The organism is Azospirillum sp. A23, from assembly GCF_042938965.1.
In the GTDB taxonomy this organism is placed as follows: Bacteria; Pseudomonadota; Alphaproteobacteria; order Azospirillales; family Azospirillaceae; genus Azospirillum; species Azospirillum melinis.
Genome location: NZ_CP170667.1, coordinates 923,081 through 937,560, shown reverse-complemented (window position 1 = coordinate 937,560; position 14,480 = coordinate 923,081). Strand labels below are relative to the sequence as shown.

Genomic DNA, 14,480 nt, shown 5'->3' with positions numbered 1-14,480 from the left:
TTTGTATAGGGATGGGCACGAGTTCAGGAGTGTCCGCGTCATGATCCCCACCGCCTTTCGCCTTCTGCGCCGTCGTGCCGTCCTGGCCATGCTGACCGCCCTGCTGGCGTTCGGCATTCCGGCCGCACCGGCACTGGCCGCGTCGGCCCGTATCAAGGACATCGTCGATGTCGAAGGCGTGCGCGACAACATGCTGATCGGTTACGGGCTGGTGGTGGGCCTGAACGGCACCGGCGACAGCCTGAACAACTCACCCTTCACCGAGCAGAGCCTGACCGGCATGCTGGAACGGATGGGCGTCAACACCCGCGGCACCAACCTGCGCACCAAGAACGTGGCGGCGGTGATGGTGACGGCGACGCTGGGCGCCTATGCGGCGCAGGGTACGCGCATCGACGTCACGGTGTCGGCGATGGGCGACTCCAAGAGCCTGCTGGGCGGCACCCTGCTGGTCACTCCGATGATGGGCGCCGACGGCGAGGTCTATGCCGTGGCCCAGGGGCCGATCGCCGTGTCGGGCTTCACCGCCCAGGGCCAGGGCGCCAGCGTGACCCGTGGCGTGCCGACCTCCGGCCGCATCTCCTCCGGTGCCATCGTGGAGCGCGAGATCCAGTTCTCGCTGGCCGAGCTGCCGGTGCTGCGGCTGTCCCTGCGCAATCCCGACTTCACCACCGCCCAGCGGGTGGCGACCGCCATCAACATCCAGCTGCGCGGCAACCGCGCCCAGGCGACCGACCCGGCCTCCGTCCTCATCAACGTGCCGGACTCGCGCCGCGGCGACGTGGTGGGGCTGGTGACGGAGATCGAGCAGCTGCGCATCACCCCCGATCAGGTCGCCCGCGTGGTGGTGGACGAGAAATCCGGGGTGATCGTGATGGGCGAGAATGTCCGCATCTCCACCGTCGCCATCGCCCAGGGCAACCTGACCATCCGCATCACCGAAACCCCGCAGGTCAGCCAGCCCGGCCCGTTCAGCCAGGGCCAGACCGCGGTGGTGCCGCGCACCGACATCCAGGTCGACGAGCAATCCAACAACCGCCTCGCCGTGATGAATTCCGGGGTGACCTTGCAGGAGTTGGTACAATCCTTGAATGCGCTTGGAGTGGGACCGCGGGACATGATCGCCATTCTCCAGTCGATCAAGGCCGCCGGAGCCCTGCAAGCCGAGATCGAGGTGATCTGATGACCATGAGCCCCGCCCTTTCCACCGCTTCGGCACCGCGCAGCGCACCGCCCGCCTCGTCGTTGGTGGAGCGCGCCCAGGCCGCAGGGTTCGGCGTGCGCACCCTGGCAAAGATTTCCGATCTCGAGGCCAAGATCGACCCGGCAAAGCTTGCCCAGATCCGCAAGTCCGCCAACGAGTTCGAGAGCCAGTTCGTCTCGCAGATGCTGGGCCCGATGTTCGAGGGGATCGGCACCGACGAGACCTTCGGCGGCGGGCGCGGGGAAGAGATGTTCCGCCCGATGCTGATCGAGCAGTTCGGCAAGCAGATCACCCAGCGCGGCGGTTTCGGCATCGCCAATCAGGTTTACGGAGAGCTTCTTCGCGCCCAGGAGGCCAGCCATGGATAAGGTCGACGTTCGTTTCCCCCAGCAGCCCAAGCCGGCCGCCAACCTGCCGAAGAACGCCCAGGAGCGCGCGGTCGCGCTGATCGAGCTGATGGGCCGCCTGACCGCCCTGCTGGAACGGGAGGCCGCAGCCGTCCGCGCCCGCCGTCCGGCCAAGGAGCTGGCGCAGATCGTCAAGGACAAGCAGCCGATGACGCTGGTCTATGAGGAGATCAGCCGCATGCTGCGCGTCGACCGCGAGGGGTTGATCGCCCTGCCGCAGGAGTTGAAGACGTCGTTGAAGGACGCGACCGGCAAGCTCTATGCGGCCACCGCCGACAATGCCGAGGCCCTGCGCATCGGTGGCGAGGCGCAGAAGGTGATGGTCGACACCGTGGTGACCGTCATCACACGCCAGCAGAAGGCGCCGACCACCGCCTACGCCGCCCACATGGGTGGCGGCCGCGGCTATTCCGCACCGCCCAGCGGGCCGCGCACCTCGGCGGCGCTGAACACCCGGCTCTGATCCGATCGACCTCCATCCGTAACTGCCGAGCTTTTTCGGACGGCCGCCTCTCTCCACAGGGGCGGCCTTTTTCTTTTTGTGCCTTTCTTTTTGTGCCTGGCGGCTACGGCAAGAAAGGCCCCGCACCCGGCGGAATTTGCCGGTCAGGACCGTACGATGCGGCGGGAACTGCCGTCCGGCTCCCGATCAAGGGCGCGATAACAGGGGACCGCGGTTGGCCCGTCCGTTGCATTGGTCCCAGCGCATCGCCGTCGGTGCGTTCCGCCGTCCCTGAGAGGCCCTTCCATGGAAGTCCAATCGAACAAAATCGCCGCGTCCTTGTTCGACGGTCTCAGCCAGTCCCAGCAGACGCAGGGGACCGGAACGAAGAACGATCTATTTTCCAAGATGATGGACCGCATGCTGACCGATGCCGCGGCGCGCAAGCGCGAGCAGGCCGACGCGGCAGCCCGCGACTCCGCGAAAGACACGTCTAAGGAAGCGGCGAAGGAAGCGGCGAAAGATGCCGCAAAGGATGCCAGGGACGCCCGCGCCGCGGAGGCGCAGCGCCGGCAGCCGGTGCGCGCGGAGCCGAAGCTCGACCTGACCCGCGACAGGACCGCGGAAACCCGGCGCCAGCAGGATGCCCCCGACGCGACGCGCGCGGCCGAGACGAAGGCCGGCAAGGACGACGATCCGAAGGTTCAGGCCCGCCAGGAGGACCACCGTCCGGCCAAGGCCGAGAAGACGGCGAAAGACCAGCCCAGGACCGACAAGGCCAAGGGCAGCCCGGATAAGGCCAATGCCGACAAGGCGGATGCGGACAAGACCGATGCGGCGACGGCCGTCGGCAGCGCCGATGCCGAAGACGCTGCCGCGACCGGCGATTCCGCCTCGGCCGACGCCGCCGCACAGGGCGAAACCATGGCCGACGCCGGCGGTGAGGACCCGTCGGATGGTTCCGCCGAGGGACAGGCCACCGCCCAACCCGCCGACCAGCCGTTGCCGCCTGTCCAGCCGACGGCGCAGCAACCGATCCCGCAGGCGAGCGACCTGATCCTTGCCGGCCTGATGCCGGCCGGACAGACGAAGGCGCCGGACAGCACAGATGACGCGGCCGGCGGTGCCGACGCCCCTGCAACCGGAGTGGCCGGGCCTGTCGATCCCGCCGCCCAGCGTGCAGCCCAGCTTGCCCAGGCGCAGGCCGCCGCCACCGAAGCCGCGGCAGCCGGTCAGGCGGGTGCGGAAGCCACAGCGAAGGCCGGCGGCAAGGCCGCCGCCGTCGGTGGCGACGCCGCCCAGACGACGGATGCGGCCCAGGCCGAACCCGGCGCACAGCCCGACGCCGAGGCCCTGCCGACCGACGATGCCGCTTTGCCCGACCGCTTCGCCGATCTGCTGGCCGCCGCCAAGGCGAAGGCCGGCGATGCCAGGCAATCCGGCAAGCATGCCGGAACCGAGGGCGGCAGCCGGAATGATGCCCAGCCCCAGGCGCCGACCGCGATGCAGCAGCCGACCCCACCCACGGCGCCGGCCATGCCGGTGGCGGAAGCGGCCACAGCAGCCGCGACGGGCACCGCTGCCAAGGCGCTGGAGGGCATCGGAGGCGTCGAGGGAACCGCCGCGACCGGCGCGTCTGCCGCCAGCCCGCACACCCACCCGGCGCTCGCCGCGATGGAAGGAATGCATGCCGGCATTCCCGGCCTCGACCAGCCGCAGGCCGCCACCGCGACACTCCGTCCGTCGCGCGGCGCCGGCATGCCAATGGGCGTGCACGACCAGATCGCCGTCCACATCAGGAAGAGCGTCGCCGACGAGGTCGACCAGTTCACCATCAACCTGCATCCGGCCGAACTGGGCCGGATCGACATCAAGCTGGACATCGGCGCCGATGGCCGGGTCAATGCGATGGTCGCGGTGGAAAAGGCACAGACGCTCGAACTTCTGCAACGCGACAGCCGCGGGTTGGAACGCGCCTTGCAGGACGCTGGATTGCAGACGGACGCTAACAGCCTGAACTTCAGCCTACGCGGCGAGGGCAATCCCTTCGCCGGCGACGGCCGGGGCGACGGCAAGGGGACCGGATCGGGTAAGCGCGGCCGCGGCTTCGGCAGTGGCGGCGACGATGACGGGTCCGAGGCTGCCGTCTACACCGCGACGCTCGGCGACGGGCGCGTCGACATCCGCGCCTGAGCGGAGCGGCCGATCCGGCCGCATCCCGCCTTCGCATCAGAGATTCCGGCCGACAGGGCCATAGAGGACGACCGCCATGACCACGACCACCAACACCACCAACACCCCGACCGTGAACCAGTACGGCACCTATTCGGGTGGTCTCTCCACCGGGTCGAAGACGGCGTCCGAAACCTCCAAGACGCCCCAGACCGATGCCGAAAAGACCGCCTCGGCCACCAAGGGGCTGGGCGACAATTTCCAGACGTTCCTCACCATGCTGACCACGCAGATGAAGAACCAGGATCCGCTGAAGCCGCTCGACACCAACGACATGACCAAGCAACTGGTCGATTTCGCCAACGTCGAGCAGAACATCGGCACCAACAGCCGCCTGGACAAGCTGGTGCAGTTGCAGTCGGCCGGCACCGCCTCGACCAACCTTGCCTATCTCGGCCGCACCGTCGCCTTCGAGGGCGACAATTTCCAGTATTCGCAGGGCATGACCCAGGCGCCGCTGGGCTACGAACTGGCGACCTCGGCCAAATCGGTGCGCGTCGACATCCTGGACTCCAACGGCAACATCATCCGCTCGATGCCCGGCGAAACCACCGCGGGCACCAAGCATGCCGTCAGCTGGGACTTCAAGGACAACAACGGCCGCGCGGTGCAGCCCGGCACCTATCGCATGAACGTGGCGCCGGTGTCCGAGAACAAGAACGACACCATCAAGACCACCACCTACACCTTCGGCACCGTCGCCGGTATCGGCAACAACAAGGACGGCGAGACGGTGCTGAACATCGGCACCAGCGAAGTTCCCCTGTCGAAGCTGACCACCGTCTACTGACCCGGATTCGTTGTACCGGCCGACTGCTGCAAGCCTGGACGGATGGGCCACCGCGACCGCCCTGTCCGTTCGGGTGAGCAACTACCACCCGATAAAAAGTTAACCCTTTCGTTTAGGCATTTGTTAAGTGCCGGCGCATACAGTACCCCGAAATCGTGGAATCCACAGTTTGGGTTGGAGCGTCCGCGCATGGCACTCATCGAATTCGACATCGGCGACGATTCTGCAGCCGGTGCATCGGTCATTGGTCCTGAGGGGCGTCCCATGACCGAAAACGACCTTCCCCCGCCCGACACCAAGCGTTGGGTGATGCGCCGCAAGGCGGAAGTGGTCGCTGGAGTCCGTTCGGGCCTGATAAGCCTGGAGGAAGCCTGCCGCCGCTATACCCTGTCGGTGGAGGAATTCCTGTCCTGGCAGAGGCTGATCGACAGCCACGGCATGCGCGGTCTGCGCGCCACCCGGTTGCAGGACTACCGCCCCGGCCAGACGGTCCGCGACCGCATCGGCGCCGACTGACGCAGTGTGCCGACTTGGGAAAGCGCCGCGGGAGCGTCCCGCGGCGCTTTCTTGCGTTTGATGGAGCGCCAAGTCTCGGGTGACTATTTCTCCGCGCAGGCCCCGTCGATCAGGGCCGCAGCCGCACTCGCCACCGCTTCGTTGCCCGGCCCCAAATCCAGCACGCGGCCGGCGGCATAGGCGCCTTCCATCAGAAGCTGCAACTGACCGCACAGCCGGTCCGGATCGTCGGCGCCCGCCGCGACCGCCAGCGTGTACAGGCGGTCACGGACCATGCTCTTGTGCGCCAGCGCCAGCGCCCGTGCGGGGTTGGCGGGATCGCGCAGTTCGGCAGCAGCGGTGGTGAAGGGGCAGCCCTGGAATTTCGGATGATCGATCCAGTGGCCGAGCGCTGTAAAGATCGCCTTCATCTGGGCGCGCGAATCACCAATGTGGCGGGCAGTCACCCGGTCCCACCAGGCGGCGTGCTGAACCATGCTGCGCTCCAGATAGGCGCAGACCAGATCGTCCTTCGACGCGAAATTCCGGTAGAGGCTCATCTTCGCGACCCCGGAGCGGGCGATGATCGTGTCGATGCCGACCGCGCGGATGCCCTCGCGATAGAACAGCTCCGCCGCGGTGTCGAGAATCCGCTCGCGCGCCGGCTTCCTCTCACCTTCAACTCCACCCATCCGCCAATCCCACCCGCTCACAACAGTCGGGTCCAAGCCCCGCATTGACAATGATACAGACCTGTCTCTACCATCGCAACGAAGAGACAGGTCTGTATCATCAAGAATGGAGTTCAGGGGGATGCGCTATTTCGAGGATGTCACCGCGGGCGACCGCTTCACCGGCGGGCCGCTGACGGTCGTTGAGGCGGAAATCGTCGCCTATGCGGAAAAGTTCGACCCGCAGCCGTTCCACCTGGACGCCGAAACGGCGAAGGACACGCTGTTCCGCGGACTGGCGGCCAGCGGCTGGCACACCGCCGGGATGACGATGCGAATGATCGTGGGCAGCAACGCCGAACTGGCCGGCGGCTATATCGGCATGGGGGTCGACCAGATAAGCTGGCCGCGCCCGACCCGTCCCGGCGACGTGCTGCGCATCGAGATGGAGGTGCTGGAAGCCCGGCGTTCCGCCAAGCGGCCCGACCAGGGCGTGCTGCGGGTGAAGACCACCACCCTCAATCAGAACGACGAGGTGGTGCAGACCATGATCGCCAACCTGCTGGCCCCTGGCCGCCCGGCCTGACGGAAATATGCCTGAAAAAAGCCCCCGCATCCGGGACGGGATGCGGGGGCTGCAAACTTCAGCCTATGACGTCAGCGCTTCAGGCCGGCGGTGAAGGCGAAGTTGTCGAAGGAGTTCTCGGCCACCCGGAACCACAGATATTCGTCGTCGCGGAACTTCTTCCACGGCTCATAGATCTTGGCGAACTTCGGATTGGTCTTGGCGGTTTCGTCATACAGCTCGGTGGCGGCCTTGTAGCAGGCCTCCATCACCTCGCGCGGGAAGGGGCGTAGTTGGGCGCCGCCGGCGACCAGACGGCGCAGGGCCGCCGGGTTTTCCGCGTCGTACTTGGCGTTCATGGTCAGGTTGGCCTCGAAGCAGGCGGCCTCCAGAACGGCCTTGTACTGCTTGGGCAGCTGTTCCCACTGCTGCTTGTTGACCAGCAACGAGACGTTCAGCCCGCCTTCCCACCAGCCCGGATAGTAATAGTACTTGGCGACTTTGTTGAAACCGAGCTTCTCGTCGTCATAGGGGCCGATCCACTCGGCGGCGTCGATGGTGCCCTTTTCCAGCGACGGATAGATGTCGCCGCCGGCGATCTGCTGCGGCACCGTGCCCAGCTTGGCCAGAACCTGCCCGGCGAAGCCGCCGATGCGGAACTTCAGGCCTTTCAGATCTTCGACGGTCTTGATCTCCTTGCGGAACCAGCCACCCATCTGCACGCCGGTGTTGCCGGCCGGGAAGTTCATGACGCCATAGCCGTCGAAGAACTCGCGCAGCAGGGCCATGCCGCCGCCATTGTAAATCCAGGCATTCTGCTGGCGGGCGTTCAGTCCGAAGGGCACCGTCGCGTCGAAGGTGAAGGTCGGATCCTTGCCGACATAATAATAGCTGGCGGTGTGGCCGCACTCGACCGTGCCGTTCTGCACCGCGTCCAGCACCTGCAGGCCGGGGACGATCTCACCGGCGGCGAAGGGGCGGATGGTGAACTTGCCGTCGGTCGCGGCGGCGACACGGGCGGCAATGGTGTCGGCGGCGCCATAGATGGTGTCCAGGCTCTTGGGGAAGCTGGACGCCAGACGCCAATGGATCTCCGGCTGGCTCTGGGCGATGGCAGGGGCCGCCAGGGTGCTGGCGGCGACGCCGACACCGGCGGAGGTCAGGAAGGAACGACGCTTCATGAACGTTTCCTCATCGTTATGGCCATGGCGCCGGTTGAACGATGACGCCATTTGCCGAACACAAGACACTATGGTGTCCGAACAATCCTAGAAATCGCAACGGCTGTCCGACAATTCGTTAAATTGCATAGCTTCCATTCCGGTTTTATTTCGTCGCGTGAAAAATACAGAGTGCATACGCGACTGAAGCGACGCCAAGTGGTCATCGCTCTATCCGGGATTTCTCAAAGCAATGCATCACGGGATGACACGGGAATCGTTCATTCGCTCTGGCGAACAGCCATCAGCCGTATCGATCAACCGCAGAACCGTCTTGCCGTCGCCTGAATGGTTACATGTACCGATGATATATGCGACGGGCGAAATGGCACCCACCCCTACTTTCGTTCATGGGCTTGGCCGTGGCGACCTCACGATGCCAGCGGTTTCGCCGACAGTCTTCGCCCACGCGCAAGGGCGAACAAATGCAATTGCATGCGACTTCCAGCTGATCGGGATGCTCGGCATGTTTGCCGCGCAGTCGGGGCGGCGGAACGGCCACCGCCCGCGCCGTACTGACGGAGGGCGAGAGGATGGAGAAAATCCTCACTCTCCTGATCCTGCTGTTGCAGGTGGTCAAACTGCCGCTTGAGTACCTGGACCGCTGATCGGGCGGGCGTATCGGGGATAGCAGCCCCGGTACGCCCACCCCAAAAATAGTGCGTTTCCACCCCGCCGGCAACGGATCAGCCCAGCGTGCGCTTCACGATCAGCGACAGCTTTTCCAGCATCGCCGGATCGCGGTGGCCGGGCGCCGTCATGATGGCGTTGTCGAGCGCCGTGTGGCAGCCCTGGGCGCACAGCCCCTCGCGCCGCGCCACCTTCGGCGCCAGCGCCGCCACCAGAGAGCGGGCCTTGCCGGCATTGGCGACCACCACACGGATCACCGCATCGACCGAGACATGGTCGTGCCCCTCGTGCCAGCAATCGTAATCGGTGACCATGGCGACGGTCGCGTAGCACATCTCCGCCTCGCGGGCGAGCTTGGCCTCCGGCATGTTGGTCATGCCGATGACGTCGCAGCCCCAGCTGCGGTAGAGGTTCGATTCGGCGACGGTGGAGAATTGCGGCCCTTCCATCACCATGTAGATGCCGCGCCGCTGGTGCGGAATATCCAGCTCGGCCAGCGCCCCCTCGATCAGGTCGCCCAGCCGCCCGCAGACCGGATGGCCCAGCGCCACATGGGCGACCAGACCGCTGCCAAAAAAGGTCTTGTCGCGGGCGAAGGTGCGGTCGATGAACTGGTCGATCACGACGAAGGTGCCGGGCGGCAGATGCTCCTTCAAGGAGCCGACCGCCGAGACCGACAGGATCTCGGTCACGCCCAGCTGTTTCAGCGCATGGATGTTGGCGCGGAAATTCAGCTCCGACGGCGGGATGCGGTGGCCGCGGCCGTGGCGCGGCAGAAAGACCAGCTTCTGGCCCGCCAGCTCACCGGTCAGCAGTTCGTCGGACGGATCGCCGAAGGGGGTCGTCACCTTGACCCAGCGGGTGTTCTCCAGCCCGTCGATGTCGTACAGGCCGCTGCCGCCGATCACGCCCAGAACAGTCTCTCCACTCTTGCCGTCGCTCATGAACCGCCGTCCCCCGCTGAAGATCGCGCGAGTATTTCGGTGACCGGCGTCGAATGCAACCGCTCAAGGCACTTTCTAAAGTCCGCCGTTCGCCCGGCTTCGCCCGGGCAGGATCAGCACCGCGCCCAGCAGCAGCCCGGCGGCCAGCCCGCCGGCATGGGCGCCCCAGCCGACCTCCGCCAGCGGGGACTCCGCGTTCAGTGGCACAAGCGTCATCGCCGCATTCAGCAGCGCAAAGACCAGGATCGCCCCCTGCACCAGCCGCCGCGGCAGGCGCCGCGACAGCAGGCCGGCGCGTGGGCGCAGCCACAGGAAGGCTCCCATCAGCGCGCAGATTGCCCCGCTCGCCCCGATCAGCGGCGCCATCCGGTCAGCGGCCAGCAGCCCCTCCGTCAGCGCCGCCGCCACCGTTCCGGCAAGGAACAGCAGCAGATAACGGACATGACCGACCTCCCGCTCCACCACATCGCCCAGCAGCCACAGCACCGCCATGTTGGACAGCAGATGCGTGAGGTCGCCGTGAACCAGCACATGGCCGAACAGCCCGCGCCACAACGCGCCGGTGGGCAGCGGCCCGGCCAGCTCGACCGTTCCGAAGAAATAGGCGGGGACGAAGGCGAAGGATTCCGGCGGCAGCCGCAGGACGAAGGCCAGCACGCAGACCAGGATTACGGTGCGGTTGGCATAAGGCGGAGCGGCCATGGCGATGATCGGTCCACCTCTCCCGCCCCGGCCTTGCCGGTCCACCGCCAGCGCCATGCCCTGCCCCCGTACAATCAGGTACCGCAGTCCCATGCCGCCACGGCTTTGCGCGGCGATAGGTCTCACCCCAATGTAGGAAGGGATATTCCGGAAAAACAGCGGTTTCCCGCGGCATCAGGGACGCTCCTATACCGGTCGGACGGATTGGAGCATCGTTCCCCAACTGGCACAGTCATTCCACCATCCGGCGAGGATCCGTCTGCCGGACAAAGACAACCGGGGAAGAAACGACCATGAACGAACGTCAGGACACCGGCAGCATGACGGTTGAGCGCCAGGGCCGCGTCATGGTGCTGACCATGAGCGACGCCGGCACCCGCAACGCGCTTGGTTTGAAGATGATGGCCGACGGCCGCGATGCGCTGGACGAGGCGACGCACGACCCCGGCATCGGTGCCATCGTGCTGACCGGCGCCGGTGGCGCCTTCAGCTCGGGCGGGCATCTCAATAACCTCTATCACCATGGCAGCCGGTCACGGTCGGAGAACCGGGACGGCATCGAGCGTTTTCACGGTTGGGTCCGCGCCATGCGCGAATGCCCCAAGCCGATCATCGCCGCGGTGGAGGGTCCGGCCGCCGGCGCCGGCTTCTCGCTGGCGCTGGCCTGCGACCTGATCGTCGCGGCGGAGGACGCGCAGTTCCTGACCGCCTATGTCAAGGTCGGGCTGACCGCCGACGGCGGCGCCTCCGCCTCTCTCGCCCGCGCGCTGCCGCCGCAGCTCTATGCCGAGCTGATGCTGACCGGCGGCCCGGTCGATGCCGCGCGTCTGCATGCAGCCGGCGTGGTCAACCGCATCACCGCCCCCGGACAGGCGCTGGCCGAGGCCATCGCCTGGGCCGGGACCATCGCCGAAGGGCCGAGCGGTGCCATGGGCCGGGCCAAGAAGCTGATGGAGCTGGCCTATGGCAGCTTCGCCACCCAGCTTGCCCGCGAAAGCGACCTGTTCGTCGAAGCCCTGCACCATGGCGAAGCGAAGGAAGGCATCACTGCCTTCTTCGAGAAGCGGCCGCCGACGTTCCATAGGCGTTGACGGACGCGAACGGCCGGGCGTCGTGGGTGCGGCGCCCGGCCCTCGTATCCGTGGCCGCGCCCGTGCGCGTCACCGCACGAGAACGTGCGCCGCCTCCTTGGTCCTTTCGACCGCGCCGGACACCTGACTGACCGCGCTGGAGATGGCGGAGACGTTGGAGGTGACGGTCGCCACGGCGGCCGACGCGCTCTGCATGTTGGACGACATGTTCTGCGTGACGGCGCTCTGCTCCTCCACCGCCGACGCCGTGCCGGTCACATGCTCGCGCACCACCGCGACGGCTTCGCGGATGGCGTTCAATGCATTGGCGACCTCGGTCGAGGTCGATTGGATGCCTTCGATCTCGGCGGAGATCTGCTCGGTCGCCTTGCCGGCCTGATTGGCGAGGTTCTTCACCTCCGAGGCGACGACGGCGAAGCCCTTCCCCGCCTCTCCGGCGCGGGCGGCTTCGATGGTGGCGTTCAGCGCCAGCAGATTGATCTGGCCGGCGATGCTGTTGATCATCCCGACGATGCCGTTCATCGCCTGGGCTGCCGCTGCCAGCCGATCGGTGCTTTCCGCCACCGCCACCGTGCGGTCGAAGGCGCCGTCCGTCGCCGCGCGGGCGCGGGTCATGCTCTGGGAAATCTCGGCAATGGAGGCGACCAGCTCCTCGGCGCTCGCCGCCACAGCCTGGACGCTGGCGGAGGTCGAACCCGCGGCATGGTTGGCGGACTCCGCCTCCCCCATCGACAGGCGGAGCGCCTGATCGACCTCGCCGAAATTCTTGTCGATCATGATCTTGAGGTTGTTCAGCAACGAGACCTGCGCGGTCACGTCGACGGCGAACTTGACCACTTTGACGACCCGCCCCGTCTCGTCGAGGATCGGGTTGTAGGCGCCCTCGATCCACACGGGCTTGCCGGATTTGGCGATCCGCTTGTACTGCGCCGCCTGGAATTCGCCCCGCCGCAGCGTTTCCCAGAAACGGGCATAGTCCGCACTGTCGCGGTAGGCGGTCTCGACGAACATGCTGTGGTTCTTGCCGACGACCTCGTCCAGGCGATAGCCCATCACCTTCAGGAAATTGTCGTTGGCCCTGGTGATGATGCCCTCGGTGGTGAACTCGATCACCGCCTGCGACCGGTTGATCGCCGTCATCTGGGCAGCGTAGTCGAGGTTTTGCAGCCGATCCTTGGCGTCGGCCCATTCGACGACGAAACCGATGCGCTGGCCGTCTTCGGTCAGCGGCGTGACCAGCAGGTCGAACTGATGCCCGCCGACCTTGATCGTGGCGCTGTGCGGCTTGGTCAGCGACGCCAGCATGGTGCGTTGATGGCTGGGGTTCTTGTGGAAGACGTCGATGTTGCTGCCGACCAGACGATCGACGTCCAGGCGCGGCAGTTCCTTGCGCAAATCGCCTTCCGCCTGACGCAGCAGCCCGACCACGGCGGGGTTGACGTGGACGATGGTCAGATCGGCATCAGCCACCATCACCTTGGCGCGCAGCGCATCGAGCGCCGCCATCTTGCGCTTAAGCGCCAGATTGTGCTTTCCCCGTCCGAACATCGATCACCTCGCGTGAGTACTCTATTATGCATGCGAATGATAGCGATAATTGCAGAGAACTCCATAAGGATAAATTTGTCATGTTGTGACAATTTTCATTACCCATGAAGCATATGACTGTCATAAAAGACCAATAACCATAGACATTATGGGAAAAACTCAAAGATAAACCAAATCTAATATCTTAACTTTCCTTCAATTCTGAAACTTTATTGCCTGCATAGAATAAAATTGTTTCGCGCCAGCGTGCCGCCGAAGCCCTTCATGGGTCTCCCTACAGCCACAGCAGCGCCGAACCATCCAGGAGCAGAAATATCGCGCCAATCGCGAATTAGTGCGAATGCATGTTGAACCCCCCGATATCAGGTTGTAAATGTTTCCGGCATGACACAACCGCGCCGCCCTTTGACCGACGCCGAACGGCTCGACTGGATCCGCCTCATCCGGACGGAGAATGTCGGGCCGATCACCTTTCACCGCCTGCTGGACCAGTATGGCAGCGCCGCCAAGGCGCTCGACATGCTGCCGGATCTGGCGCGGCGCGGCGGACGGGCCAAGGCGCTGCGCATCGCCTCCAAGGCCGAGGCGGAGCGGGAGATGCAGGCCAACCGCCGCTTCGGCGCCCGTCTGCTCTGCGCCTGCGAACCGGATTACCCGGAACCGCTGGCCGCGGTGGACGATGCCCCGCCGGTGATCTCGATCATGGGTCACGCCCATCTGCTGCAACGGCGCGCGGTCGCCATCGTCGGAGCGCGGAACGCCTCGCTGAACGGCAAGAAATTCGCCGAATCGCTGGCGCGTGACCTCGGGACTGCCGGGCTGCTGGTGGTTTCCGGCCTGGCCCGCGGCATCGACACCGCCGCCCATGCCGGTTCGCTGGCCAGCGGCACCGCCGCGGTGCTGGCCGGCGGCATCGACGTCGTCTATCCGCCGGAGAATGAGAGGCTGTACCGCGACATCCTGGCGCAGGGCGTGGTGGTGGCGGAAAGCGCCATCGGCACCCAGCCGCAGGCCCGCCACTTCCCGCGCCGCAACCGCCTGATCTCCGGCCTGTCGCTGGGGGTGCTGGTGGTGGAGGCGGCCTTGCGCTCCGGCTCGCTGATCACCGCGCGGATGGCTCTGGAGCAGGGGCGCGAGGTGATGGCGGTGCCGGGCTCCCCGCTCGACCCGCGCTGCCATGGCACCAACAACCTGCTGCGCCAGGGCGCCACGCTGGTGGAGCGCAGCGACGACGTGCTGCGCGCCATCGAAACCCTGCGCCCGCCGATGCTGGCGGAACGGCAGCCCGACCTGTTCAGCGCACCCGCCCTCACCCATGGCCGAGCGATGGAACCCGACGAATCCGACCTTGCCAAGGCGCGTGCCGTGGTGCTGGAAAACCTCGGTCCCTCGCCCGTCACCATTGACGAACTCGTTCGCGGGTGCCAATTGTCCGCTCCGGTGGTGCTGACCGTGGTTCTGGAACTTGAGCTTGCCGGCCGAGTCCAGCGTCTTCCCGGTCATCAGGTCTCTCTCGCCTGATCGGCGCCGCCTTGGTTT

At 66.1% G+C, this 14,480-nt stretch carries 15 protein-coding genes; 10 read left to right on the top strand and 5 right to left on the bottom strand.

The window, feature by feature from the left end:
* Positions 1–40 precede the first annotated feature (40 nt).
* The 6 genes from ABNQ40_RS21820 (at position 41) to ABNQ40_RS21795 (ending at position 5,591) form a co-directional block, all read left to right on the top strand.
* Complete coding sequence (locus ABNQ40_RS21820; protein ID WP_109047795.1) at positions 41–1,183, top strand: flagellar basal body P-ring protein FlgI; 1,143 nt, start codon at positions 41–43, stop codon at positions 1,181–1,183.
* Positions 1,184–1,188: 5 nt separating this feature from the next.
* The gene (locus ABNQ40_RS21815; protein ID WP_391348872.1) at positions 1,189–1,572 is read left to right on the top strand and encodes a rod-binding protein; all 384 of its coding nucleotides are present in this window, start codon (positions 1,189–1,191) and stop codon (positions 1,570–1,572) included.
* Entirely contained in the window at positions 1,565–2,074 is a 510-nt protein-coding gene (locus tag ABNQ40_RS21810; protein WP_109047794.1) for a flagellar basal-body protein, read from the top strand. The genes ABNQ40_RS21815 and ABNQ40_RS21810 overlap by 8 nt, the downstream gene beginning before the upstream one ends.
* Positions 2,075–2,359: 285 nt before the next feature.
* The gene (locus tag ABNQ40_RS21805; protein ID WP_109047793.1) at positions 2,360–4,246 is read left to right on the top strand and encodes a flagellar hook-length control protein FliK; all 1,887 of its coding nucleotides are present in this window, start codon (positions 2,360–2,362) and stop codon (positions 4,244–4,246) included.
* Positions 4,247–4,322: 76 nt separating this feature from the next.
* Complete coding sequence (locus ABNQ40_RS21800; protein WP_109047792.1) at positions 4,323–5,075, top strand: flagellar hook assembly protein FlgD; 753 nt, start codon at positions 4,323–4,325, stop codon at positions 5,073–5,075.
* A gap of 189 nt (positions 5,076–5,264) precedes the next feature.
* Positions 5,265–5,591 (top strand): DUF1153 domain-containing protein, encoded by a 327-nt coding sequence (locus ABNQ40_RS21795; RefSeq protein WP_109047791.1) that lies wholly within the window; start codon positions 5,265–5,267, stop codon positions 5,589–5,591.
* Between the two features lie 83 nt (positions 5,592–5,674).
* On the opposite strand, the gene ABNQ40_RS21790 is transcribed toward ABNQ40_RS21795, so the two are convergent.
* Positions 5,675–6,262 (bottom strand): TetR/AcrR family transcriptional regulator, encoded by a 588-nt coding sequence (locus ABNQ40_RS21790; protein ID WP_109047790.1) that lies wholly within the window; start codon positions 6,260–6,262, stop codon positions 5,675–5,677.
* Between the two features lie 121 nt (positions 6,263–6,383).
* Here ABNQ40_RS21790 and ABNQ40_RS21785 point away from each other — a divergent pair, with 121 nt between their 5' ends.
* Positions 6,384–6,827, top strand: a complete 444-nt coding sequence (locus tag ABNQ40_RS21785) for a MaoC family dehydratase (protein ID WP_109047789.1) — start codon at positions 6,384–6,386, stop codon at positions 6,825–6,827.
* Between the two features lie 71 nt (positions 6,828–6,898).
* Here the strand turns inward: ABNQ40_RS21785 and ABNQ40_RS21780 are convergent, their stop codons facing one another.
* Positions 6,899–7,987, bottom strand: coding sequence for a TRAP transporter substrate-binding protein (locus ABNQ40_RS21780; protein WP_109047788.1), 1,089 nt, complete (start codon positions 7,985–7,987; stop codon positions 6,899–6,901).
* Positions 7,988–8,496: 509 nt separating this feature from the next.
* Between ABNQ40_RS21780 and ABNQ40_RS21775 the strand changes: the two genes are divergently transcribed.
* Positions 8,497–8,634, top strand: coding sequence for a hypothetical protein (locus tag ABNQ40_RS21775; protein WP_158285526.1), 138 nt, complete (start codon positions 8,497–8,499; stop codon positions 8,632–8,634).
* Positions 8,635–8,712: 78 nt separating this feature from the next.
* Here the strand turns inward: ABNQ40_RS21775 and ABNQ40_RS21770 are convergent, their stop codons facing one another.
* Together ABNQ40_RS21770 and ABNQ40_RS21765 are read right to left on the bottom strand one after the other, a co-directional pair.
* Positions 8,713–9,600 (bottom strand): S-methyl-5'-thioadenosine phosphorylase, encoded by an 888-nt coding sequence (locus tag ABNQ40_RS21770; RefSeq protein WP_109047787.1) that lies wholly within the window; start codon positions 9,598–9,600, stop codon positions 8,713–8,715.
* Between the two features lie 75 nt (positions 9,601–9,675).
* The gene (locus tag ABNQ40_RS21765) at positions 9,676–10,395 is read right to left on the bottom strand and encodes a rhomboid family intramembrane serine protease (RefSeq protein ID WP_247879541.1); all 720 of its coding nucleotides are present in this window, start codon (positions 10,393–10,395) and stop codon (positions 9,676–9,678) included.
* Between the two features lie 200 nt (positions 10,396–10,595).
* Between ABNQ40_RS21765 and ABNQ40_RS21760 the strand changes: the two genes are divergently transcribed.
* Positions 10,596–11,393: an oxepin-CoA hydrolase, alternative type gene (locus ABNQ40_RS21760; protein WP_109047785.1), complete on the top strand. Its 798-nt coding sequence runs from the start codon at positions 10,596–10,598 to the stop codon at positions 11,391–11,393.
* Between the two features lie 69 nt (positions 11,394–11,462).
* Here the strand turns inward: ABNQ40_RS21760 and ABNQ40_RS21755 are convergent, their stop codons facing one another.
* Positions 11,463–12,941 carry a methyl-accepting chemotaxis protein gene (locus ABNQ40_RS21755; protein ID WP_391348864.1) on the bottom strand — a complete coding sequence of 493 codons (1,479 nt, stop codon included), beginning with the start codon at positions 12,939–12,941 and terminating at the stop codon, positions 11,463–11,465.
* Positions 12,942–13,325: 384 nt separating this feature from the next.
* On the opposite strand from ABNQ40_RS21755, the gene dprA reads away from it, so the two are divergent.
* A complete protein-coding gene (dprA, locus tag ABNQ40_RS21750) occupies positions 13,326–14,462 on the top strand; it encodes a DNA-processing protein DprA (protein ID WP_109049842.1) in 1,137 nt (378 codons plus the stop codon).
* Positions 14,463–14,480: the final 18 nt, after the last annotated feature.

Bases quoted from the DNA above. Each gene is read 5' to 3' on its own strand.
- ABNQ40_RS21820 (WP_109047795.1), top strand. From the start codon at position 41: ATGATCCCCACCGCCTTTCGCCTTCTGCGCCGTCGTGCCGTCCTGGCC.
- ABNQ40_RS21815 (WP_391348872.1), top strand. From the start codon at position 1,189: ATGAGCCCCGCCCTTTCCACCGCTTCGGCACCGCGCAGCGCACCGCCC.
- ABNQ40_RS21810 (WP_109047794.1), top strand. From the start codon at position 1,565: ATGGATAAGGTCGACGTTCGTTTCCCCCAGCAGCCCAAGCCGGCCGCC.
- ABNQ40_RS21805 (WP_109047793.1), top strand. From the start codon at position 2,360: ATGGAAGTCCAATCGAACAAAATCGCCGCGTCCTTGTTCGACGGTCTC.
- ABNQ40_RS21800 (WP_109047792.1), top strand. From the start codon at position 4,323: ATGACCACGACCACCAACACCACCAACACCCCGACCGTGAACCAGTAC.
- ABNQ40_RS21795 (WP_109047791.1), top strand. From the start codon at position 5,265: ATGGCACTCATCGAATTCGACATCGGCGACGATTCTGCAGCCGGTGCA.
- ABNQ40_RS21790 (WP_109047790.1), bottom strand. From the start codon at position 6,262: ATGGGTGGAGTTGAAGGTGAGAGGAAGCCGGCGCGCGAGCGGATTCTC.
- ABNQ40_RS21785 (WP_109047789.1), top strand. From the start codon at position 6,384: ATGCGCTATTTCGAGGATGTCACCGCGGGCGACCGCTTCACCGGCGGG.
- ABNQ40_RS21780 (WP_109047788.1), bottom strand. From the start codon at position 7,987: ATGAAGCGTCGTTCCTTCCTGACCTCCGCCGGTGTCGGCGTCGCCGCC.
- ABNQ40_RS21770 (WP_109047787.1), bottom strand. From the start codon at position 9,600: ATGAGCGACGGCAAGAGTGGAGAGACTGTTCTGGGCGTGATCGGCGGC.
- ABNQ40_RS21765 (WP_247879541.1), bottom strand. From the start codon at position 10,395: ATGGGACTGCGGTACCTGATTGTACGGGGGCAGGGCATGGCGCTGGCG.
- ABNQ40_RS21760 (WP_109047785.1), top strand. From the start codon at position 10,596: ATGAACGAACGTCAGGACACCGGCAGCATGACGGTTGAGCGCCAGGGC.
- ABNQ40_RS21755 (WP_391348864.1), bottom strand. From the start codon at position 12,941: ATGTTCGGACGGGGAAAGCACAATCTGGCGCTTAAGCGCAAGATGGCG.
- dprA (WP_109049842.1), top strand. From the start codon at position 13,326: ATGACACAACCGCGCCGCCCTTTGACCGACGCCGAACGGCTCGACTGG.